At 34.2% G+C, this 23,277-nt stretch carries 23 protein-coding genes and 2 rRNA genes; 18 read left to right on the forward strand and 7 right to left on the reverse strand.

What is annotated here, in order from left to right; all coding sequences use genetic code 11:
• Together LD272_RS09470 and rrf are read left to right on the forward strand one after the other, a co-directional pair.
• Positions 1 to 125 (forward strand): 23S ribosomal RNA (locus tag LD272_RS09470); the annotation flags it as partial.
• Positions 126 to 446: 321 nt separating this feature from the next.
• Positions 447 to 562 (forward strand): 5S ribosomal RNA (gene rrf, locus LD272_RS09475).
• A 168-nt stretch (positions 563 to 730) separates the two neighbouring features.
• Here the strand turns inward: rrf and LD272_RS09480 are convergent.
• On the reverse strand, positions 731 to 1,999 hold the full coding sequence (locus LD272_RS09480) for a BaiN/RdsA family NAD(P)/FAD-dependent oxidoreductase (RefSeq protein WP_226036370.1): 1,269 nt from the start codon (positions 1,997 to 1,999) through the stop codon (positions 731 to 733).
• A 272-nt stretch (positions 2,000 to 2,271) separates the two neighbouring features.
• On the opposite strand from LD272_RS09480, the gene LD272_RS09485 reads away from it, so the two are divergent.
• Both LD272_RS09485 and LD272_RS09490 read left to right on the forward strand, forming a co-directional pair.
• A complete protein-coding gene (locus LD272_RS09485) occupies positions 2,272 to 3,900 on the forward strand; it encodes a putative polysaccharide biosynthesis protein (RefSeq protein ID WP_226036371.1) in 1,629 nt (542 codons plus the stop codon).
• 141 nt (positions 3,901 to 4,041) lie between these two features.
• Positions 4,042 to 4,749 carry a pseudouridine synthase gene (locus LD272_RS09490; RefSeq protein ID WP_226036372.1) on the forward strand — a complete coding sequence of 236 codons (708 nt, stop codon included), beginning with the start codon at positions 4,042 to 4,044 and terminating at the stop codon, positions 4,747 to 4,749.
• A gap of 76 nt (positions 4,750 to 4,825) precedes the next feature.
• On the opposite strand, the gene LD272_RS09495 is transcribed toward LD272_RS09490, so the two are convergent.
• Positions 4,826 to 5,044 carry a DeoR family transcriptional regulator gene (locus LD272_RS09495; protein ID WP_226036373.1) on the reverse strand — a complete coding sequence of 73 codons (219 nt, stop codon included), beginning with the start codon at positions 5,042 to 5,044 and terminating at the stop codon, positions 4,826 to 4,828.
• Positions 5,045 to 5,357: 313 nt separating this feature from the next.
• Between LD272_RS09495 and LD272_RS09500 the strand changes: the two genes are divergently transcribed.
• The 5 genes from LD272_RS09500 (at position 5,358) to LD272_RS09520 (ending at position 10,002) form a co-directional block, all read left to right on the forward strand.
• Positions 5,358 to 6,383, forward strand: coding sequence for a potassium channel family protein (locus LD272_RS09500; RefSeq protein ID WP_226036374.1), 1,026 nt, complete (start codon positions 5,358 to 5,360; stop codon positions 6,381 to 6,383).
• A gap of 117 nt (positions 6,384 to 6,500) precedes the next feature.
• Complete coding sequence (thpR, locus tag LD272_RS09505; RefSeq protein ID WP_226036375.1) at positions 6,501 to 7,067, forward strand: RNA 2',3'-cyclic phosphodiesterase; 567 nt, start codon at positions 6,501 to 6,503, stop codon at positions 7,065 to 7,067.
• Positions 7,068 to 7,079: 12 nt separating this feature from the next.
• On the forward strand, positions 7,080 to 7,988 hold the full coding sequence (locus tag LD272_RS09510) for an NERD domain-containing protein (protein ID WP_226036376.1): 909 nt from the start codon (positions 7,080 to 7,082) through the stop codon (positions 7,986 to 7,988).
• 31 nt (positions 7,989 to 8,019) lie between these two features.
• A complete protein-coding gene (locus LD272_RS09515) occupies positions 8,020 to 8,964 on the forward strand; it encodes a diacylglycerol/lipid kinase family protein (protein WP_226036377.1) in 945 nt (314 codons plus the stop codon).
• A 240-nt stretch (positions 8,965 to 9,204) separates the two neighbouring features.
• A complete protein-coding gene (locus LD272_RS09520) occupies positions 9,205 to 10,002 on the forward strand; it encodes a phosphotransferase family protein (protein WP_226036547.1) in 798 nt (265 codons plus the stop codon).
• Here LD272_RS09520 and LD272_RS09525 read toward each other — a convergent pair.
• Positions 9,989 to 10,276: a YtzH-like family protein gene (locus LD272_RS09525; RefSeq protein WP_226036378.1), complete on the reverse strand. Its 288-nt coding sequence runs from the start codon at positions 10,274 to 10,276 to the stop codon at positions 9,989 to 9,991. The two genes, LD272_RS09520 and LD272_RS09525, sit on opposite strands and share 14 nt — an antisense overlap.
• A 147-nt stretch (positions 10,277 to 10,423) precedes the next feature.
• Entirely contained in the window at positions 10,424 to 10,582 is a 159-nt protein-coding gene (locus LD272_RS09530) for a hypothetical protein (RefSeq protein WP_226036379.1), read from the reverse strand.
• Between the two features lie 303 nt (positions 10,583 to 10,885).
• Here LD272_RS09530 and trmB point away from each other — a divergent pair, with 303 nt between their 5' ends.
• Positions 10,886 to 11,524 carry a tRNA (guanosine(46)-N7)-methyltransferase TrmB gene (trmB, locus tag LD272_RS09535; RefSeq protein WP_226036380.1) on the forward strand — a complete coding sequence of 213 codons (639 nt, stop codon included), beginning with the start codon at positions 10,886 to 10,888 and terminating at the stop codon, positions 11,522 to 11,524.
• An 80-nt stretch (positions 11,525 to 11,604) separates the two neighbouring features.
• On the opposite strand, the gene LD272_RS09540 is transcribed toward trmB, so the two are convergent.
• A complete protein-coding gene (locus LD272_RS09540; protein ID WP_226036381.1) occupies positions 11,605 to 11,919 on the reverse strand; it encodes a PepSY domain-containing protein in 315 nt (104 codons plus the stop codon).
• A gap of 143 nt (positions 11,920 to 12,062) precedes the next feature.
• Here LD272_RS09540 and LD272_RS09545 point away from each other — a divergent pair, with 143 nt between their 5' ends.
• Together LD272_RS09545 and LD272_RS09550 are read left to right on the forward strand one after the other, a co-directional pair.
• Positions 12,063 to 13,130: a M42 family metallopeptidase gene (locus LD272_RS09545; RefSeq protein WP_226036382.1), complete on the forward strand. Its 1,068-nt coding sequence runs from the start codon at positions 12,063 to 12,065 to the stop codon at positions 13,128 to 13,130.
• Between the two features lie 148 nt (positions 13,131 to 13,278).
• On the forward strand, positions 13,279 to 13,794 hold the full coding sequence (locus LD272_RS09550; RefSeq protein ID WP_226036383.1) for a DUF84 family protein: 516 nt from the start codon (positions 13,279 to 13,281) through the stop codon (positions 13,792 to 13,794).
• A 29-nt stretch (positions 13,795 to 13,823) separates the two neighbouring features.
• Here the strand turns inward: LD272_RS09550 and LD272_RS09555 are convergent, their stop codons facing one another.
• On the reverse strand, positions 13,824 to 14,264 hold the full coding sequence (locus tag LD272_RS09555) for a YtoQ family protein (RefSeq protein WP_226036384.1): 441 nt from the start codon (positions 14,262 to 14,264) through the stop codon (positions 13,824 to 13,826).
• 188 nt (positions 14,265 to 14,452) lie between these two features.
• On the opposite strand from LD272_RS09555, the gene LD272_RS09560 reads away from it, so the two are divergent.
• Positions 14,453 to 14,977, forward strand: a complete 525-nt coding sequence (locus tag LD272_RS09560) for a hypothetical protein (RefSeq protein ID WP_226036385.1) — start codon at positions 14,453 to 14,455, stop codon at positions 14,975 to 14,977.
• 60 nt (positions 14,978 to 15,037) lie between these two features.
• On the opposite strand, the gene LD272_RS09565 is transcribed toward LD272_RS09560, so the two are convergent.
• Positions 15,038 to 17,146, reverse strand: coding sequence for a methyl-accepting chemotaxis protein (locus LD272_RS09565; RefSeq protein WP_226036386.1), 2,109 nt, complete (start codon positions 17,144 to 17,146; stop codon positions 15,038 to 15,040).
• 276 nt (positions 17,147 to 17,422) lie between these two features.
• On the opposite strand from LD272_RS09565, the gene LD272_RS09570 reads away from it, so the two are divergent.
• The 5 genes from LD272_RS09570 to LD272_RS09590 all read left to right on the forward strand — a co-directional run bounded on the left by LD272_RS09570 (position 17,423) and on the right by LD272_RS09590 (position 23,110).
• Positions 17,423 to 18,463: a PTS sugar transporter subunit IIC gene (locus LD272_RS09570; protein WP_226036387.1), complete on the forward strand. Its 1,041-nt coding sequence runs from the start codon at positions 17,423 to 17,425 to the stop codon at positions 18,461 to 18,463.
• An 18-nt stretch (positions 18,464 to 18,481) separates the two neighbouring features.
• A complete protein-coding gene (locus tag LD272_RS09575; protein WP_226036388.1) occupies positions 18,482 to 18,796 on the forward strand; it encodes a thioredoxin family protein in 315 nt (104 codons plus the stop codon).
• Between the two features lie 257 nt (positions 18,797 to 19,053).
• The gene (locus tag LD272_RS09580; protein WP_226036389.1) at positions 19,054 to 19,881 is read left to right on the forward strand and encodes a DUF1444 domain-containing protein; all 828 of its coding nucleotides are present in this window, start codon (positions 19,054 to 19,056) and stop codon (positions 19,879 to 19,881) included.
• Positions 19,882 to 19,884: 3 nt separating this feature from the next.
• The gene (ytpR, locus tag LD272_RS09585) at positions 19,885 to 20,490 is read left to right on the forward strand and encodes a YtpR family tRNA-binding protein (protein WP_226036390.1); all 606 of its coding nucleotides are present in this window, start codon (positions 19,885 to 19,887) and stop codon (positions 20,488 to 20,490) included.
• A 205-nt stretch (positions 20,491 to 20,695) separates the two neighbouring features.
• Positions 20,696 to 23,110, forward strand: coding sequence for a DNA translocase FtsK (locus LD272_RS09590; RefSeq protein WP_226036391.1), 2,415 nt, complete (start codon positions 20,696 to 20,698; stop codon positions 23,108 to 23,110).
• Positions 23,111 to 23,277 lie beyond the last annotated feature (167 nt).

The raw sequence follows: 23,277 nt of genomic DNA on the forward strand, positions 1-23,277 counted from the left end.
AGATGAGACTTCCCATCATTTTAAATGAGTAAGATCCCTCAGAGACGATGAGGTTGATAGGTTCGAGGTGGAAGCGTGGTGACACGTGTAGCTGACGAATACTAATAGATCGAGGACTTAACTAAAAAATTATAAAGCGTAGACGACCGGTTAAATCCGACTGGATAAGTAAGACCACGTAAAGGCTGGTTTTTAGCCTTGGAGAGGGATTGCTTATAACAGCGAGGATTTGGGAGTCGAAGCTAGAATGATAAAGCGAAAGCGACTGATCAAAAGCGTACGGATAGATAAGACAGCATGTAGTTCTCGACCTTTGAGGACGAAATGATGGATTACCTATACGATAGCTTTTAGGAGCTGTAGCTAGAATAATAAAGCGTAAAGATTGATGTCTTGTTCTTCTTATCTAGTTTTGAAGGTGCATAGCCTTTAAATATACCTGTTGGTCTAGTGGCAATAGCGGAGAGGTCACACCTGTTCCCATGCCGAACACAGTAGTTAAGCTCTCCAGCGCCCATGGTAGTTGGGGCTTTGCCCCTGCGAGAGTAGGACGCCGCTAGGCAAATGAAAGCCACCGAAAAAGATTTAATAATCTTTTTCGGTGGCTTTTTGTTTTGTGAAATCATAGCTATCTGTAAGTGGATAACTAAGTTATTCGTCTCCAGTTTTGGTAAAATAAGAAACACTCTTACCCAGTCAATTCTCTTAACGGATAAGAGTGAGAACGAATTTAATTAGCATTTGCTTCCCAAGCGGCATTCATACCAGCAACACGACCAGTTACCATCGCAGAGGTTATATTATATCCGCCAGTGTAACCGTGGATATCTAATATCTCGCCACAGAAGTATAGACCAGGCATTATCTTAGATTGCATGGTGTTTGGTATAACTTCTTTTGTTGAGACCCCGCCTCCGGTTACAAAGGCTTTCTCAATCGGTTGACTACCATTTACTACAAACTGGAAATGTTTGAAATCACTTATTAAATTTCTTATCTTTTCCCGGGAAATATTAGCAGTCTTATCTTCATTATTAATCTCGTTTCTTGAAAGTAGAAAGTCCAAGTATCTTTCAGGAACCAATCCTTTAAATATGTTTTTAACATTTTTCTTTGGATTATTATCTATAATTTGTATGTATTCATTATACAAAGACTGCTCTTTTTCTTTAGGTAGTGCATCAATCTCCAATAGTACTTCTTCATTTCCTTTCATCATTTCTTTAACAACAAATTGAGAACATCTTAATACAGCAGGACCGGATACCCCGAAATGAGTGAAAAGCATGTCCATTTGGTGAGTAATGATTGGTTTCTTTTTGTTGTTTAAAACAGATAAACCAATATCTCTTAGTGCTAATCCTTGTAATTTCTTTTCTTTAATAAAACCTTCATTTGATAAGAGAGGTACTTCGGTAGGGTAAATATCTGTTATGGTATGTCCGGCTTTCCTAGCCCAAGCATATCCATCACCAGTACTACCAGTATGAGGAACTGCTTTGCCACCAACAGCTAGTACGACTGCTTTTGTCTTGAACTTTTCATTTGTTTTTAAAATAACTGAGTGCTCTTGTTCTTGACTATCAAAATGAATTGATTTAACTGGACAATCAGTTTTAATTGTTACATTTAGCTCCTTTAGGCGGTTAATTAAAGCATCAACTACACTTTTTGCTGAATTACTTACGGGAAACATTCTACCATGATCCTCTTCTTTTAAATGGACGCCAAGATCTTCAAAAAAATCAATAATATCATAATTATTAAATACAGAAAAAGCACTATATAAAAAACGTCCGTTTCCTGGTATATGTTTAATTACTTCATCTTGTGGAAGTCTGTTAGTCACATTACAACGTCCGCCACCAGAGATAGCTAATTTTTTTCCGAGTTTGTGTCCTTTATCGATAAGAATTGTATTGGCACCATTCTCTGCTGCCGCAATAGCAGCCATTAAACCCGAAGGTCCTCCTCCAATAACCGTAACGTGATATGACAATGATTTCATTCCTTTCTTCATGTACGCAAAATTAGAAATAATACATTTTATTTTCTCCTAATAATAGTGTTATATCCTATTACATAGTATCAAACATGTTCGTTTTTTAATATATAGAAGATTTATTGTTGTAAAATAATATCCTTTTAAAATAAATTTGAAAAGGACTGACTTAAGTCATTAGACTAATCAAGGGAAAACAATTATGATAGAAGACATGACTTTGTGATAAAATGAATTCATTCGACAAAATAATAGGTGCAGGTGAAAATATGGCAACATCAAATATACTTCGTGGTACGATGTTATTAACTTCAGGAATTTTTATTTCGAAATTTTTAGGGATGATTTATGTAATACCTTTTGAATGGCTTGTAGGTGAAAAAGGATCAGCTTTATACTTTTACGCGTACAATCCTTATAATATATTATTAAGTATATCAACTGTAGGAGTTCCTTTAGCTGTTTCTAAATTTGTAGCAAAATATAATACGTTAGGTGATTATGAAACCGGAAGAAGGATGTTTAAATCAGGAATTCTACTAATGGCGGTAACTGGTTTCATTGCTTTCTTAACATTATTTTTTAGTGCGGAATTTTTAGCTACAAGGATGTTATCAGAAAATGGATCTTCTGGTAACTCAGTTGAGGATGCAACGATGGTTATTCAGATGGTAAGCTTTGCATTAATAATCATCCCTAGTATGAGTATTGTCAGAGGATTCTTTCAAGGCTACGAATCAATGGGACCAACTGCTCTATCTCAGGTAGTAGAACAAATTGCTCGTATTGTGTTTTTATTGATAGCTGCTTACCTTATACTAAATGTGTATAATGGTACGATTGCTATGGCAGTTGGATTTGCAACATTTGCAGCCTTTATTGGTGCGATAGCTTCTTGTTTTGTTTTATTTATTTATTGGAAAAAAAGAAAGCCATATTTAGATAAGAAGATTCAGCAACAACAGGTTTCTTATAATCTCCCAATGAAGGATTTATTCATAGAATTATTTCGTTATGCTGGACCATTTATCTTAGTTGGTATTGCTACTTCTTTATACCAATTAGTAGATCAATTTACGTTTAACCGCACGATGGTTGATATAGGTTTTAGTCAAAGTGAAGCAGAAAATGCATTAGGTAGTTTCAACTTTTTGAGTCATAAGCTGGTTATTATTCCAGTGACACTTGCAACAGGGTTGTCGTTAGCAATGTTACCAGCGATTACAAAGTCATATACCGAACAAAAACGCGATCAAATGTTAAAACAGATGAATCAATCGTTCCAAATAATCATCTTATTTGTTCTGCCGGCCGTGGTAGGATTGTCAATTCTTTCTAATGAAGCTTATGGGTCGCTATATGGGCTTAATAATATAGAGACCTATGGCGCCTTACTCGGATGGTACGCACCAGTTGGGATATTCTTTGCGTTATTCACTGTAAGTTCTGCTGTTTTGCAAGGTATAGATAAACAAAAATTTGCAGTGATAAGCTTGTCTATAGGACTATTAATAAAAATATCATTAAACATTCCATTTATACATTTATTTGGCGCAAAGGGAGCTATATTAACTACACTTTTAACTGTAGCGACCGTTGTAACATTGAATATGTGGAAGATTAAAACTGCTGTAAACTTTCCTTTACGAGAATTAACAAAGAGATCAATGCTAATTGCAATTTTCACTACGATAATGGGCATAATTGTTTGGTTGCTTAAATGGGGATTAGGTTTCTTTATCTCATACTCTGATGGAAGATTAGAAGCTATTATAGTTCTTTTTGTAGGAGTTTTAACCGGTATATTGATCTATTTATGGCTGAGCTATCAGTCAACATTGTTAGAGAGAGTACTTGGAAACAGAGTCCGTGTGTTTGACCGTTTTTTAAAGAAATAATAGTGTGAATCGAATTCCGTGCATGTAAGGGTAAAATGTGTAATTAGACTATTGGTCCCAGTTTAAATGCTAATTATCCTTCAGGAGGGGTGATAAAGCCCTTTAAAAGGAGATTTAACATTATATTGTAGGAGGAAATAAATGAGAATAGATAAGCTGCTTTCAAATATGGGTTATGGCAGTCGCAAAGAAGTGAAAAATCTGCTAAAAAAAGGGGCAGTACGAAAAGGTGATGAGTTGATTAAAAATAGTCAATCACACGTGGATCCCAAGCAGGATATAATTAAAGTTTATGGTGAACTAGTCGAATATAAAGAATATGTTTATTTAATGATGAACAAACCACCTGGTTATATATCGGCTACAGAAGACGCGAGAGACCAAACAGTAGTAGACTTATTAGAACCAGAGGATGTAGTGTTTGATCCTTTTCCAGTAGGAAGACTTGATAAAGATACAGAAGGATTATTGTTACTTACCAATGATGGTAAACTGGCACATCAACTTTTATCACCTAAAAAAAAGGTCGGTAAAACGTATTACGCAAAAATTTCCGGGCGAGTTTCTAATGAAGATATTATCTTGTTTGAACAAGGTGTAACACTAGAAGATGGTTATGTGACTAAGCCTGCTGAATTAAAAATACTAACCAGGGGAGAAATATCAGAGATTGAAGTAACCATTACAGAGGGTAAATTCCATCAAGTAAAAAGAATGTTTCAATCAGTAGGTAAGGAAGTTATCTATTTAAAACGGTTAACGATGGGGAGCTTAACTCTAGATACAGAATTACAACTTGGTGAATATCGTGAGTTATCAGATGAGGAATACGGCAAATTAAGACAATAAGACAATAGCGAAGCATAAGCTAGTTCAAAAATAGGGCTGACTATTGTAAAGTCAGCCCATTGTTCTATAATTACATTCAAGAAATTTTAACTTTTTTCTTAGTGATTTTCCATCTACCCCGGTTAGGACTAATAACAAGACCATTATGTTCAAGGACGTTCAAATCCCTCTGAACAGTTCGATCAGTAATACCAAATTCCTCTGCTAGTTCTGTTGTCGATACTGTGCCATTTTCTCTAATATACAGATATTCAGCTTTTACTCGAGTAAGCATACGGGTTGTTGATTGATTCAAAAAACCACTCCTTATGTTCATTCATTAGACATGTGGTGAATGTGAATCTAGAAGTTATTTTAATTTTACACCTTTTTGCTAGGAAAAACCAGATGTTGATTCTAATTTAACAGATAATTCTAACTTCACCCTAATTAACGAGCGGATAATTTTACCGAAATATCAAAAGTGTGGCAACTAGAAATAGCGTATCGTTACCTGTAATGATATTCAAAAACATTCCCTTCGTATAGGGGATGAAACTAATCAATGGTTAAACTTGATACTCTCTTACCGAAATTTCACTATATATTATAGTTAGAGGAGGAATTATATGTTTATAATAAAAAAATTGATATTGAAAGCTGTGAAAATTCCTAATAGTCTACTTTTATTTACAAGTCTTTTCTTAATTGCGACAACTTCAGTTTTAGTTGTACTAGTTGAAAACGAAACATTTCCATCCTTTTTTGATGGTTTTTGGTGGGTAATGACTACGGTAACTACTGTTGGTTACGGGGATTATTATCCAGTATCTGTTGGTGGGAGACTTATCGCTATATTCTTATACATATTTGGTATTGGTATTATTGGGATTGTTATTGGTAAAGTAGTAGATGGGTTAGCTAGTTTCAGGAGAAAAAGACTGGAGGGTGATATTGTGTTCGAAGAAAAGAATCATTATATTATTATTGGATGGTCACAAAAAGCTAAATTCGCTATAAAAGAAATGTTGGATACAAATCCAAAGATAGAAATTGTAATTATTGATGAATTGGAAAAAGCACCACTTTTAGATGATAATATTCACTATGTTAAAGGGAACGTATCAGACCATGAAACACTTTTAAAAGCTAACATAAAAGAAGCGAAGGTTGTACTAGTCTTTGGGGATGGTCAACTTACTAATAATCAACTAATAGATGGTAAAACACTTTTAATTGCTTCAGCAGTAGAATCAATCGCACCAAACGTCCATACTATTGTTGAAGTAATGGAAGAGAATCACATTAAAAATTTTCAGTATATGAATGTAGATGAATTTATTATTTCGAATGAAACAATTTCATCCCTTTTTGTAAGATCAGCATTTAGGAATGGAATATCTAGTGTATATAATCAGTTACTAAGTCGATCACATGGCGATGATTTGTATCTCATTCCTAAATCTCCTAATTGGTCAACTTACCGAGACGCTTTTAATGGCCTCCTAGAAGTTGGAGCCACTTTAATAGCGGATAAAAATAATTTGAGTATTAATCGAATGCTTAGTGAAAAGTTACCAGAAGACGCAGAGTTATATGCCATCTGTGATAAGGAAACACAACAAAAGTTGTTTAAGAAACAAAGTGAACTTTAATCATAGTTTAATTTTCCCCCCTCAGCCATAAGTAGTTTGACGTTTAAATCAAATCTTGATTTTTAAAATAAGAACTTGAGTAATTTATTCAAAAAATAGTGTATTGGAGGTTATTTTATGTCACAAAACCAACATTATTTTATTGCAGTTCCTATTAAAAACTCCACACAACAATGGCTTAGAAATTGGCAAAGTCAATTAATTGAGGCGAGTAATTTTTCTTATAAGAGTTGGACTGATCCTGAAGATTTACATGTCACATTAAAGTTTTTGGGACCAGTTTCAAAAGATACAGTAATTCAGTTAAGTAATAATCTTGAGCAAAATGTTCAAATGAGTAATTTCAATCTGACTATAGGAAGATTAGGCACATTTGGTAATCCTAATAAACCAAGGGTTTTGTGGGCTGGGGTAGAAGATAATGAGCATCTAAAACAACTATTTCATGAGGTAGAGAATACATGTGTTGATTTTGGCTTTAATAAAGAGAATAGACGTTATCATCCCCATATAACACTTGCTAAAAAGTGGAATGGGCAAATTATTGACAGTAGTACTCTAAGCGAGATAGTAACCTCCTACAAGGAAGTAAAGGAGATTAAGGTGGACTGTTTTGTTATTTACCTTATTCATCCAAGTAAAACACCAAAGTATGAAGTTGTAAAAGAAATAAAGTTTAGCTAAAGAGGTGGAAAATTGGCTCAACTAATTAAAATACAAGATTATATTTCCAGGTACCAAAGGGACATCTTTCATTATCCAGGCCAGTTTATTCGTTTGAAAAATGAAAATTGGAAAAAACTCTTATATACCTGGCAAATGGAGCAAGAAACTAAAAATCAATTATATGTTGACGATGTTGAAGAGAGCAATTTTTCAAAATGGAAAAGTTTCTTTAAAAAAAGAGAAAAAATAGATGAAGAATATAACGAAGATGATAAAACAGATATCCCCAAAACCGAAACTGCCTTAAAACAGTACTTTTTGGATAACCTAATTTCATTCCAACTAAATTGGGCTTCAACGACTGTTAGTGAAATGTCTTTTTTAGATAGAGAACTTCGAACAGATTTTACTCTAAAGTACTTTTTACAACGTTTTCCTGATACTTTTCTATTGTTTTATAAGCCGATTTTTGATTTGAAAAAGATTTCCTTAGAGACTGACTTGATTTTAATTAGTCCATTAGGGATTGAAATCATTCAAATACTAGAAGTTGATTCTAGTACATCTATTATTGTTGGAGACGAACGTACATGGTACTTAGAGGAAAATAACATACAAAGTAGAATTCTAAGTCCTATCATCTCTTTGAAACGTACAGAACAAGTGATAAAGAGCATTTTAAACAAGTACGAACTAAAATTTCCAATTAAAAAAACAGTTTTATCCAGAACTAATGTAATAGATTATAATAGCGAACCGTTTAATACACAGTATATAGATAGTAAACGACACGAAAAGTGGCTAACTGAAAAGAGAAGCCTAGTATCTCCGTTGAAACATAGGCAGCTTAAAGTTTGTGAGTGTTTATTAAAGCATTGTTATACATCAGCTGTAAGACGGCCGGAATGGAACGAAGAAAACGATATTTCTCCGTTCTAACAGTTAAATAGTTTAATAGGGAGCTAAAGTTATGTATATTTTCATAGTGAACACCGTAGCGGGGAGAGGACAGGGATTAAAGATCTTTAACAAATTGAAAAAACAGGACATTTTCAATCAGATTCGTTCACGTAGTTTTATAACTGAATATCCAGGACATGCTGAATTACTCGCAAAACAAGCTGTTAAGATGTATCCTAGTAAAATCACCTCAATAATTGTAATTGGTGGCGATGGAACACTACATGAAGTATTAAATGGATTAGGTAATTACAACAATGTTTCATTATCCTTTATCCCAGCAGGATCAGGAAATGATTTTGCTAGAGGATATCATATCAAAGGTAATCCCTGTGAAATATTTAAACGGATAGTTGAAGGGAAATCTAAGTCGTTTTGGCCTGGTAGTTTTTCAGTTAATGAACGAGTTAATGAGCGACGAACGCAAGTACCGAGACTATTTGCCAATAGTATTGGGTTTGGTTTCGACGCTGAAATTGTAAAGGCTGCTCAGCATGCTAATTACAAGAGGTGGATAAATAAATTAAGGTTATCTAGAATAATCTACGCGATTGCTACGGTCGATGTACTAAGGAACTTCCAGCCCAAATCAGTTGATCTGGTAGTTGATGGAAAAAAGAAGAAAATAGATAATGTTTGGATGGTTTCCGTAACGAATCACCCCTATTATGGTGGTGGGATGAAAATTATTCCAGGCACAAAAAATCAGCCAGATGTTTTCCCGGTGCTTCTAGTTGCTAATATTTCACCTTGGAAGGTTTTAGCTTTATTCTTGACCGTTTTTTGGGGTGGACATATTAGGTTTAAAGAAGTGTCTGTAGAATACGTTTCTAGTCTACAAGTCTATTCGGAATCTATTTTAGAATACCAGGTTGATGGACAATCTGGCACTTGTCATTCCTGTCGTATTACAAAAGAAAGTAATGCTAGAGAAATATATGGCATAGCTTTTTAAAATAATTTTCTTGAAACACCTTCTAGTTTGCGTTAACCTATTTTTATCACTCTTTTTTATAATGAAATATTTTTCAACCGTGATTAAGGTACGTTGAAACGTGTTTAACAAATAAAAACTAAACTTAACTATAACAAAGCTAAGACGCAAGTTTTTAATCTTTATTCATTTGCACAGACGACAATAAAGCAATTATAAAATATTAACTTTGATAGATTTGAGGAAAATAAGGTGAAAAGTTTGGAACATACACTTGGTAAAGAATATACGATAACACCTGCTGGGGGTTCAACTGGAGAAGCTTATTTCGCAAAAAGTGAAACAAAAAGTCTTTTTCTGAAACGCAACTCCTCACCTTTTTTGGCAGTTTTATCTGCAGAAGGTATTGTTCCAAAACTAGTGTGGACAAAAAGAATGGAGAATGGAGACGTAATTACTGCGCAGGAAGTGTTAGATGGTCGTGAGCTTACTCCAGAAGAAATGAAACACCCTAAAGTAGCAAAATTATTAAGTAAAATTCATCATTCAACGGAATTATTAGATATGTTAATGCGAATTGGAAAAAAGCCACTCAAACCTAAAGAAATCTTTATAGAGTTAAAAAAAAGTGTTGATCAAAATTCAGTGGAAATGGTTCATACAGAAATTCATCAAGGAATTGATTATCTTGAAAAAATGTTACCCGATATAGATTCTGACATGCAAGTTGTATGTCATTGTGATATGAATCATAATAATTGGCTTCTTTCGGGGAATGGACAATTATATTTAATTGACTGGGACAATGCAAGAGTTGGTGACCCGGCAATGGATATAGGTACAGTACTGCAATCATATATTCCAGAGAATGAATGGAATTATTGGTTGGAAAGTTATGGTGTTGAAAAAAATAAACAGCTAATAAATCGAATGTATTGGTATCTAATTGCAGAATCAATTTCTTACATCAATTGGCATAATAGCAGATTTGAAAAAAAGGAGGCCGCTCAACGCTTGAAAGAATTGAAGCGGCTTATCCAACGTGTTAGTGAGTACTAGTGAACTCGATAACATTAACCCAGTTTTTAAGATTTTCTTGATTGGTAGTAATATGTTCATCAAGATTTTGTACTAGTTCACCTTGCCTGCCATAATTGTAAATCTCTGGTAATAACTGCACTAATTCTTGGTTACTAATTGTTTCTTTTACCATCATAGATTGTACAATTCTCTTTATTTGTTGGCATTCCGATACACTTCCACAGCAATCCTCAGATTGTTCACTTAAAAGATCTTGTAATAATGCCATTTGATCATAAACATTTAATGCCATAGGAGTACCCCACCTTTTTATTTTATTTTTCTCAGATAGGTAATTATTTATACAAAAAAGGACTGCGTTTTGATCAAACGCAGTCCTTTTTTGCATAATCCTGATAGAATTCTGTTATTCCATTATGTTACATAAAAAACATTATATTTATAATTGAGGTGCGTACTTAACCTTTTTCTGTTTAACTTCTGGATCAACCATCTGGTTAAGTTTTTCAACGGGATATATAAATAAAGAATATCCTATGAACATTAATGTGAATAAAGCCAAAAATCCAATATCTGCAAGACGTGCTAATAAATTCAAATGATTCACTCCGTTTTATTATTTTTTCTGATTGTTTAATCATATAACTGTAAGCGCAACCATTCAAAGTATTCTTGGCATCTATAATGAGTTATCTAATGGTGTGTCCTATTATCTTGCCGATATATCTTTGATATAGATACTATTGATACCAAATGATCCCTTATACTCCATATAACTAAAAAATTGCCGATATTCTACTTGTTAAATAAAATTAAGTGAAAATATATCTAAGTCTTGAACTTTTGTTTGAAAACATGGTATCGTTTAAATCGATATACAAAAATAAAGGAGATAAACTTTATGCGCGCAAGAAATAAGCCTTGGGCTGATGATTTTCTATTAGAAAATAGCCATGTAGTCGAGCTAGAACCTTTTGATTATAAAAAAAATTGGTCAAACGTCTTTGAGAATAATAATCCGATCCATTTAGAGATTGGAACAGGAAAAGGCCAGTTTATTACAGGTATGGCTAAACAACAAAAAGATGTGAATTTTATAGGAATTGAAGTAGCAAAAAATATTATAGTGAGTGCTGTCCAAAAAGTATTGGAATCCGGTCAAAACAATATTCGCTTAATTAATAAAAATGCAGAGGACATCCGAGAATTTTTTGGGGAGAGTGAAGTAGATAAAATTTATTTAAACTTTTCTGATCCTTGGCCCAAAAGTCGACATGAAAAACGAAGATTAACATTTCACACGTTTCTTGAACAATACCAACATATACTAACGGAAAATGGTGAAATCATTCTTAAAACGGATAATAGAAGTTTATTCGAATATTCGTTGGTAAGCTTTTCAAAGTTTGGTATGGAAATTGATGAAGTAGTTCTTGATCTTCACAATCACAGTGATCCGTTAAATGTCATGACCGAATATGAAGAAAAGTTTTCGGCAAAAGGACAACCGATTTTTAGATGTAGAGCCCATTTTAAGTGATTTAAAAAGGACTAAGTTATTATCGACTTAGTCCTTTTGATATTCTAGTTATTTTGATAAAGAAGAAGTTTTTAAAACGTTTATGCAGATTGAGCTGAATCTAAAATTGTACCAGTATCTGCATCTACAAAAAACTCATATTGCTGGTTTTCGCCGTTAATATTTCTTGTTACTCCACCGCGATATACGATATATGTCAGCTCGTTTTTGACCAATTCTTCTGGTTTCATGTATATCCAAGAACCGCTAATCGGGCCTTGCTTCTTAAATGTTTCTTTTGCTGACTTCAATGCTTTCTCTGGAGATACGTAACGAGTACTAACTAATTGTTCTTTAATTACTAAACCTGCAAGAGCACCTAATCCGGCTGCAATCACTATTTTTTTCCAATTCATACTATTTGTCACCTCAGGTTAAGATTTTAGTATTAGTATACCTGAATTAAGAAAAAATAGAAAACCTATAATTAATAAAAGTGGAAAGGTTCCCATCTATCAGATAGAATAAATAGAAGATTATATTGTTGGAGGTATTACATATGAGAAAGGAAACACTAGAATTGTTTCGTACACTAACTGAACTTCAAGGTGCTGCTGGTAATGAACACCTTGTGAGAAATTTCATGAAAGAAGAGCTCGAAAAATATTCGGATGAAGTTATCCAAGATCGACTTGGTGGAGTTTTTGGAGTGAAACAAGGTAAGGGTCCAAAGGTTATGGTTGCTGGACATATGGATGAAGTTGGTTTTATGGTAACACAAATTACGAAAAACGGTATGATTCGTTTTCAACCATTAGGAGGCTGGTGGTCACAAGTACTGTTAGCACAACGGGTCCAGGTAATGACTGATAGTGGTCCGATTACAGGTGTAATAGGATCAATCCCTCCTCATAATTTGACACCAGAGCAAAGAAAGAAGCCAATGGAACAAAAGAATATGCTAATTGATATTGGTGCAGATGACGAAGACGACGCAAAAAAAATTGGTGTTAAACCTGGTCAACAAATAGTACCGATTACGCCCTTTACACCGATGGCTAATGATAAAAAGATTCTTGCAAAGGCTTGGGATAACAGATATGGTTGTGGATTAGCAGTTGAATTATTGAAAGAATTACAAGGTGAAAACTTACCTAATCAGTTATATTCTGGTGCAACTGTACAAGAAGAAGTTGGTTTAAGAGGTGCACAAGTCGCTGCCAATATGATAAAGCCAGATATTTTCTATGCATTAGATGCTTCCCCAGCTAATGATATGTCTGGAGATGATAAGGAGTATGGTCAACTTGGTAAAGGTGCATTGTTACGTATTTTTGATCGTTCAATGATTACACACCGTGGTATTCGCGACTTCATCCTAGATACGGCAGAATCAAATAAAATACCATATCAATATTTTATATCACAAGGTGGAACAGATGCAGGGAGAGTCCATCTAACAAATGAAGGCGTCCCGTCTGCAGTAGTTGGAATTTGTTCTAGATATATTCATACTCATGCTTCGATTATACATGTTGATGATTATGCAGCAGCTAAGGAACTAATAGTTAAATTAGTGAAAACGACAGATAATAACGCTGTAGAGCAAATACAGAAAAATGGCTAATCATCTCTGAATAAGTTGTTAATTTATAAGGACTAACTGATAGGATAATGCAACCTAATATGTTGGTCCTTCTTTTAATTGTATTAGCGAGATAAATACAACAGCGTTTTAGTTTGGTAAATTATATTTTTAGAAAAGGATGACCAGAATGAAAGTGTTTATTGGCTCAAAAAACCCAGCAAAAATAAAAGCAGTTACAAATGTATTTCCTCATTATGAAATGAAAGAGGTTGATGTGTCATCTAAAGTTTCATTACAGCCTTATTCTGATGAAGAAACACTGGAAGGTGCAATTAACCGAGCGACAGAATGTTCCTCACTTGCTAAAGGCGCATTAGGTATAGGTTTAGAGGGTGGGGTAATGGAACTTGATACAGGGATGTTTTTATGTAACTGGGGTGCCTTGGTCGATGAATCTGGAGAACTTTACGTTGCTGGTGGTGCAAGAATTCCTTTACCTACAGCAGTTAAAAATCAGTTGGATAAAGGAAGTGAGTTAGGAGAAGTAATGGACGATTACACAAAAATGAAAGAAGTAAGGAAAAGAGAAGGTGCGGTGGGTATTTTTACCAATGAAATGGTAAGTAGAGAAGAAATGTTCACACATGTATTAAAATTATTAAAGGGTCAATATGAATTTCATCAGAAGAACGCTAAGATTTAATCTTAGCGTTCTAAATTTGTAATTAAATTTTAGAGGAAGCAGTAGTTAATTACTTCAAGTGCTTGATCAATATTTTCAACTGTAACATTAGAATTATTAGATAATTCCTTTAACGGATGAATTAGAGATTCCGGTCTTACAATAATAGTTGGTTTATTTAAAGTGATAGCAGTTGCCGCATCCATTGCTGTATTCCACTGTTTATATTTTTCGCCAAAAAGCGCGATAACAACATCAGATTTTTGCATTAGCACCTTAGTCCTAAAATTATTAATGGCTGAGGCAGCATCATCTTTTTGCAGATTTCCTGGTTGTTTGCCTAAGATAGCCTCACCAATGTTATCAGAGTCCTCGTGATTTTCCTGTGGTCCAACAAAAACAATTGGTAGATTTCTCTCACTAGCTTTAGCTTTCAATTGTTGCCGCCAATCATCATGAATTTGTCCGGCTAAATAGACTGTTAATTCCATCATTATGCCTCCAAGTGAAAATATAGTAAATATTGTCATATAACTTTATTATATACTGTTTCGTCCGGTCTATCAAAGTTTGAATTACAATCTGACACAAAAATGAAATAAATCATATCTTGTCAAATCGGCTATTAATAGTATTATAGTAAGGGGGAAAAGAACTAGATTTGTCAGGAGGGAATCTTATGATCAAGAGTAAGGCTAGTCTATATATTATTACCTCAATAATAGTAATATCTGTCTTAACGGGTTGTAGCCTTGTGTCAGAAGAAGAAGCTTTAGCAGATGCGCACGAAGTTGCAGCTAAAACTTTCAAACAAGAGACAATCGAAACAAATACTGACTTAGAACATTTTTCTTTGTATTTACCGGCTGGATTTGAAGTTACTGATGAAACACAAAGTAATTTAATTTTAGAAAATGATGATCAAACATATATCTTGTTCTACAATGCACTAGAAGATACAACGAGTGAATTAAATTACCAGGCTGCAGCAACTGGTGGGAATTCGACTTTATTGGAGTCTTTTGATGATGAAGATAGATTCGGTTATATCAAGGTTTTAGCAATTGAAGAACATAACTATGAGCTACAGGTTGGCGTGGGTGGAGTTAAAATAACTACCCATACCTCAAAAGGTAAACTAAAAGAAAACTCTGAGGAAATGATGAGTATGGCTACCTCAATTGCATACACTTCACAAAATTAAGAAAAACACGAATTTCTGTTAAGGAATTCGTGCTTTTGATTATTAAATCGTCACTTGAGATTATGAACTTATCTTCTGATTATATTCATCAATAGATTCTATATATTTCTTGGTTTCTTCACCGTTCTGATCCAATGCTTGTTTATCATCTATACCATTTTCACTTATTTTTTCTACGGTGTCGGATTTAGCAGTTGCAAGAATGAATTGACCTACTTCTGCAGAAAGCTCTTGAGATAGTCCTTGTAAATCGATAGCTGCTTCATTTACTTGCTCGATAGATTTTGATTGTGTTTCACTAGAAGCAGTCATTTCCTCTGCAGTTGCAACTGCCTCTTCAGAAATTATACTAATCTCATGCAACTTGTCCTTTAAGTTGTTATTAACGCTGTTGACATCTTGAATGGAGTCTCTAACATTTTTAATTTTTGAATTCATATCATAAATATGGTTGGAAATTCGATTGAAAGCGTCTTTTGTTTGAGAAACAGTATTTTTTTGTGTTTGTTGATATTGATCAAACTGTCCGGCGTCTTCAGTTAATACGTTCATCTGTTTATTTATCGTGTTGACTAGTTGATATATTTGTCCAGCCTCATTTTTTGATCGCTCTGCTAACTTTCTTACTTCAGCTGCAACAACTGCAAATCCTTTTCCACTCTCCCCAGCCCTGGCAGATTCTATCGCAGCATTTAATGCAAGTAAATTTGTACTATCTGCGATTTCTTCGATTGCAGTTACAATCGTGGATATTTGACGGGATTGATTGGCTGTCTCTTGTATTCGATTAGTTAAATGGACTGCTAATTCTATAAATGAAGAGGAAGTGCTTTCTAACTCATTCATGGTCTTAAGACCGTTATTACCTTCTTGTTCAGCTTGCTTAAGTGATAAGGATATTTCCTCTGTAGCTGAACTACTTTCAGCTATTGCATCAGAAACATCTTCGATTAATTTAGTGCTTTCATCGATTTGAAATGCTTGTTGTTGGGAACCTGCTGCAACATGGTTAATAGATTCATTCACCTCTTCAGCTTGAGCAGTCGATTGTTCTGATACAGCTGCTAAATTGGAAGAGGAGTCGCTTAATACTTTTGAGGCTTTTTGAACCTTTACCATTGATCCTTCCATTTTGTTAGCCATATAATTAAATGTTTCAGCAAGTTCAGCCATTTCGTCCTTCGTTTTAATTAGAACTCGATGGGACAAATCTCCATTACCGATCTTCTTCGCACCTATCTTTAGTGTTTGAATCGACCTAGAGATGGAGCGTATCAGGATAATTCCAGTAATAATCACAATTAAAAGTAATATTGAACCGATGATAGCAAATAATATAATTAAATTTTGTTTTGATTGTTCTTGGGAGCTATTAATTTCTTTATTAATAGATGTTGCACTAGCTTTCACATCTGAAACCTTTGCCGCAACTTCAGAGGCAACGTTTTCAAATGAACGCTTAATACCATGTGCTTGAGTTAACGTGTTGGATACAGAATGAACGGATTGTTGATATTTTAATAAGTTAGTGCTTATACTGCTCTTTTGATCGTCATTAATAACAGGACTGTTACTAAGCGAAGACAATTCACGAATAGCTAGATCAAATCCCTTGCTCTCCTGTTGGGCGTTATCGTTTAAATAATCTTGCTCTTCTATTTTAATTTGTAGAACAGTGTTCATTAATTCCTGATTTTCTGTCAATTCTATCGTTTGATACAAATTTTGATAAGAGTCATCGATATTTTTGAGCAAGCCTTCTTCTTCAGAAAAACCGACTAATCGATACATATTCACCATAGGTTTTAGTTGTTCAATATATGTACCCGCACTTTCTGTTATAGCAAAGAAATCGCTCACAATCTCTGGGTACTGAGAATGACTAGCAGTATATGTAGTTGCTAATTCTTGTAAACCTTCGATAGATTCTCTCATTTGCTCTGAATTATCTTCTGTAGGATCAAAAAAGAATTGTTGCTCTTTTTGCCTTGTTACGGCTAATTCATTACTAAGTCTTTCACTATGAATAAGAGCTTGCTTTAGTGAGTCACTTTCCTTTGACCACTTTGTTTGTTGATTAAAGAAATAAATTGTAAAACTACCTAATACAACAACACTTAAAATTGTTAGAATAAGTATATAGCGAAGTCTATTACGGATTGAATGCAAAAAAATCCCCCCTGTTTATCTATTTAAGGTTTAGAACTTTCAATTGAAAAACTTTTGTAGACTCCCACTGTCAGCTTTTAGTGGGAGATTGGGAGATCAAGTTGTAGCATTGAACCCATTACTGAAAGAATTTTCAAATTATATTATAATTATAGAGACAATTAATATGGATTACAATTCCAATTTAATATTTTGTCGGAAATTAGTTAGAGGGAGCTGAGGTAAGTATTTTAATTATGTAGAGTGAAAATTAGTTGCGCAAAAAGGAGATTACAAATGAAGAAATTTTTAGTTAAAAAAGGGGTATCGATATCACCTAAAGCTTACTTTATTACGGCGCTAAGTTATATGGCATTAGGACTTTTTTCTTCACTTATTATTGGCTTAATAATTAAAACAATAGGAGAGCAACTTGAAAAGCTCCTAGGGGAGATTGAACTCTTCACCTGGCTTATAGAAATGGGAGCATTTGCGATGGATCCCAAAATCGTTGGTGGAGCTATAGGTGTAGCTATTGCCTACGGGTTAAAAGCTCCCCCTCTAGTGGTTTTTTCAGCCTTGTTTGCAGGTGCGTATGGATATGATTTAGGCGGACCAGCAGGAAGTTATGTAGCAGCTCTATTTGCAACAGAGTTTGGTAAATTGATTTATAAAGAAACGAGAATCGATATCATTTTAACTCCATTAGTAACGATTGCAGTCGGCTTTGCTACTGGAAAACTTATTGGTCCACCAATTAATACATTTATGACAGGATTCGGGAGTATAATTAATTGGTCTACCGAGCAACAGCCACTAATTATGGGAATCATTGTTGCAGTTTTAATGGGATGGGCATTGACAGCGCCAATCTCAAGCTTAGCTATTGCTATGATGCTATCAATTGATGGGATAGCAGCAGGAGCAGCGACTGTAGGTTGTGCTGCACAGATGGTCGGGTTTGCCGTTTCTAGTTACCGTGATAATGGTATGGGTGGTGTCATTGCTCAAGGTATTGGTACCTCAATGTTACAAGTAGCAAATGTTATAAAAAAACCAATCATCATTCTTCCACCTACAATTGCAGGTGCAATTATGGCACCTTTTGCTAGTGTCTGGTTTGAGATGACAAATAATTCATTAGGTGCCGGAATGGGAACTGCTGGATTTGTTGGTCAAATTATGACCTTTGAATCTATGGGCTTTAGCATAAATATTTTTTGGGTTATTTTAGTAATACATATCGTTGGCCCTGCGATTATTAGTTTGCTTATTTCAGAAGTATTCCGTAAAAAAGGATGGATCAAACCTGGTGATATGGAAATAAATTATGAGTAATAAGGAGTAGATGTTGATATGAAAAATTTGCAAACAAATGAACAACTAGAGAGCTATTTGAATGGGAAAACCATCTTAATGTTTTCTGCTGACTGGTGCCCAGATTGTCGAATAATTGAACCAATTCTACCTGAAATAGAGGAGAAATATAACCACTATACTTTTATTCATGTTGACCGGGATCAATTTATTGACGTTTGTCAGAAATATGATGTTTTTGGAATACCGAGCTTTATTGCCTTTGAAAAGGGAGAAGAAGTCGGGCGACTTATAAGTAAGGATCGTAAAACAAAAGATGAAATTGAGACATTTATTGACAGCATTGATTCTTAAATAATTAGCAATAGAATCAATTTCGCAATTACTTTATGCGGATGACAATTGCAAAAATCATTATTATGAATTGAGTAAGTAAAAAACCCTATTCTATACAGATAAGGGTTTTTTACTTACTCAAATAAATTTATAGCGTGTATTTTTTGAAATTCCTGCTGAGAAGTGTTATTTATAGATAGGCTATGTTTTAAAACTTATATAAATAATGCTAAAATAAATAATAGTTATTTTCTTCCCTTAAGGAGGAATGTTTTATGAAAATGACGAGCATAAAAATGAAAAACATTTTAGATGAGAGATTGAATAACCCTGATTGGCATACTTCTTTTAATAGGGATAAAGACATTTTTCGAGTTGAGTGGAAAGATACAAAACGAGGAATATCAATTACGATCCCAAATGTAATTTCCAAGTATGAACAAAAAGGGGAAGAAGCTTTAGCGGATTTAGAGTATCATATTAAAGAAGCCTTGAAAATAATGAACGAAGAACACGAATTAACTGGTGAAGAAAAAAATATTTATCCAGTCATTCGTTCTACTTCTTTTCCAACCAAAACAAAGGCTGGTTTGAAACTAGTATATACGGAACACACTGCGGAAACGCGGATATTTTATGCTTTAGACTTAGGCAAAACCTATAAATTGATCGATGAAGATATGCTAAAGAAAGAATCATGGACAATTGAACGAATAAGGGAAATTTCAATATTTAATATTCGCTCATTACCATCAAAAGTAAAACAGGACAGAGTAGCTGATAATGACTTTTATTTTATGTCAAGCCAGGATGGTTATGATGCTAGTAGAATTTTGAATGAATCATTACTTGAAGAAATGAAGGCAAATAGTAAAGGTGAATTAGCAGTAGCGGTTCCACATCAAGACGTATTGATTATTGCTGATATCCAAAATGATATGGGATATGACATTTTAGCACAAATGATGATGAAATTTTTTGCAGAGGGTAGGGTGCCTATCACTTCTTTACCATTTATATATGAGGATAAACATTTAGAACCAATCTTTATATTAGCAAAAAATAGACCTACTAATAGTAGTAAACCCAGAAGGGATGAATAAGAGATGGATGTTTTTTATAATGAAAAAGGAATAGGAGATGTGTTAATTTTTCCTATCAAGCAGGGTGAAAGGTACACAACCGGTTATGAGAAATATGGCGATGTAGTTAAGATTATTAATAAAGAAGATGAGACGGTCCTTGGGTATAATATCTTTAATGCATCTAAATACTTTCGTTTAAATGAAACGGGTAAAATAACTCTAACGAATGATTTATTGGACGATATAAAACTTCTCTTTAAGACAAATGGTCTGGAAGATTCTTTAACAGTTGATATTACACCGAAGTTCGTAGTTGGCTATGTAGCAGAAAAAAAACCACATGAAAATGCAGATAAACTAAGTGTTTGTATGGTAGATATTGGTAATGAAACATTACAAATTGTTTGTGGCGCACCTAATATCGAAAAAAATCAAAAAGTAGTAGTGGCAAAAGTAGGTGCTATTATGCCAAGTGGCATGGAAATCAAGCCGACAGAACTAAGAGGAGTGGAATCAAAAGGTATGATTTGCTCTCAAAAAGAACTTGGACTTCCGGATGCTCCCAAAGAAAAAGGAATATATGTTTTGGATGATAGCTATCATTCTGGACAACCATTTGAATTTTAAAAGGATAAACCTTTGTCATAAGATTAACTTGACAAAGGTTTATTTAATGAGGCAAATTCTCAAAAGAAAAAATCATCATGGTTACAAGGTATTTTGGACCGGGTTGTAGCTTAATCCTTCTTTAATCCATATTATTTATCCCAAGGATGTAAATAAACTGTTAGAATACTATTAAGATAGAAATTGATAGAAAGTGTGGAAGATTATGTGGAAACAATTTAAGAATAAGCTAAAAGAGTTATTTGATACTGACGTAACTGAATCAGAAGAAGACTCAACTAGCAAGGTAGAAGGCAGAGATAACAACAGTTTACATACTAGAATGGCTTACAGATATCCTAGTGACAGGTCATTTAATTTTCCTGCCATCCCAGATAAGTCTCAAGAAGAAAAAAAACAACGGTATAAAAGTGCTCCAAGCCAAAGAGAACAGGAAAAGAATGATTTCAAAATAGAGAAAACAAATTCAAGAAATAATAAGGCAGAACCAGAAAAGAAGAAATTTGAGCCAACAGATGTACCATCACCAGTGCATGGTTTTAATAAAAGAGCTATGTCGAATAAAGCTAAGGAAATAGAAAAGATACCTGCCTATTTACGAAAAGAAAAGCTGCAAATTGAAAATGAAAAAGATGAAAAGTTACCGCTAGTGAAGAATGAAATGCCTGACGTTTCATCTTATTCAAATAATGAAACATTAAGTATGGAAATGGTTAACGACGAGTCAGTAATCGACTCTCAAAAAAAAGAAGAAGTAACTTCAAACGAGAGTGAAAAATTAACTACCAATGAAGATGAAGGTAAGTCAAACAGCCAATTAACAAATGCTGAGATTAAAGAAGTTCAAGATGACACTACTCATAAGAGTGAACTAGAAAAAAAAGAAGAAGCAACTTCAAAAGAGAGTGAAAGATTAACTACCAATGAAGATGAAAGTAAGCCAGACAACCAATTAACGAGTCTTGAGATTAAAGAAGATCAAGATGACACTACTCATACGAGAGAACTTGAAAAAAACACAATTAGTAACTCAGCTAATTCTGACAGAACTTCCCATAGTAACAAAAAATCTGTTCCTTTTAATGTAATTATGACACCTAGAGATAAAAAAACTAGGATTGAACAGAATAGAACTCAAATACAACAACCGAATCAGATAGAAAAAAAGTATGAGAAAACTAATGTGGTAAGAGATTTCAGGCCTCCATTACATTTGTTGAGTGATCAATTAGAACGTACAAATGAAGATGATTCCTGGGTTATAGAACAATCAGAGTTATTAGAGACTACCTTGAAACAATTTCATGTTCGAGCAAAGGTAGTTAATGCTATGAGTGGGCCATCGATTACTCGTTTCGAAATCCAACCTGATCCCGGTGTGAAGGTTAGTAAAATAAAAAACTTGAGTGACGATATTAAATTAAACATGTCAGCAAAAGAAATTAGAATGGAAGCACCAATCCCAGGTAAAAATACAATTGGTATAGAGATTCCTAACCCTGTCTCTCAAGCTGTTGGTTTGCAGGAGATATTTGAAGCGAAGGTCTTTCAAGATGATTCAACCTCATTACTAGTTGCCCTAGGGTTAGATATAGCGGGGAGAGCAAAAGTAACTAATTTGAAAAAGATGCCACACGGGTTAATCGCAGGTGCAACAGGTTCAGGTAAAAGTGTATGCATCAATACAATCCTAATAAGTTTACTTTATAAAGCTAGTCATGAAGATGTACGATTTTTACTAATAGACCCTAAAATGGTCGAATTAGCTCCATACAACGGTCTTCCACATCTAGTTTCACCAGTAATTACAGATGTGAAAGCTGCAACTGCCGCTTTGAAGTGGGCAGTTGCTGAAATGGAAGAGCGTTATGAAAAATTTGTACGTGAAGGCGCTCGTGACATTGAACGCTATAATGAGAAGATGTTAAAGCAGAATCGAAAAGAGGATAAATTACCATACCTTGTAATTGTAATTGATGAACTGGCTGATTTAATGATGGTATCCCCACAAGATGTTGAGGATGCAATATGTAGAATAGCTCAAAAGGCAAGAGCATGTGGCATTCATTTATTGTTAGCTACTCAACGACCATCAGTAGATGTTATTACAGGCTTAATTAAAGCAAATATTCCAACTAGGATTGCGTTTAGTGTCTCTTCACAGGTTGATTCTAGAACAATTCTTGATACAAGTGGGGCTGAAAAATTACTCGGTAAGGGCGATATGTTGTTCTTAGAAAACGGAGTAAGACAAGCAATTAGAATTCAAGGGGCGTTTGTCTCTGATGATGAAATAGAAAGAGTAACCAATTTCGCTAAAAAACAAGCTCCTCCGAACTATCTATTTGAACAGGAGCAATTACTCCAGCAGTTAACTACAGAGGAAGAAGAGGATGAAATATATCTAGAGGCTATCGAATTTGTTTCGCAACAAAATGGAGCAAGTGCTTCCTTACTTCAGCGTAGATTTAAGATAGGATATAATAGGGCAGCGAGGTTAATTGATCATATGCAGGCAAATGGTATTATCTCAGATCAAAAGGGTAGTAAACCACGTGATGTACTTATATCAAAATCAGATGTTGACGAGTTAATTCATCCAGCGTCAACAGGTAGATAAATCGTCTTCTAATGACTAAATATGAGATATTTGAAGTGAGATAGTAAAAAAGTAGTATTACACACAGCAATTGTTCTTGTCATACATGGCAAGAACAATTGGTATGCTCAGAATGTTTTTATACACATGTGTGAAATAACTTGTCGATGTTCGACTATTCTTATATG

Source organism: Aquibacillus saliphilus (assembly GCF_020404745.1).
GTDB classification, from domain to species: domain Bacteria; phylum Bacillota; class Bacilli; order Bacillales; family Amphibacillaceae; genus Aquibacillus; species Aquibacillus saliphilus.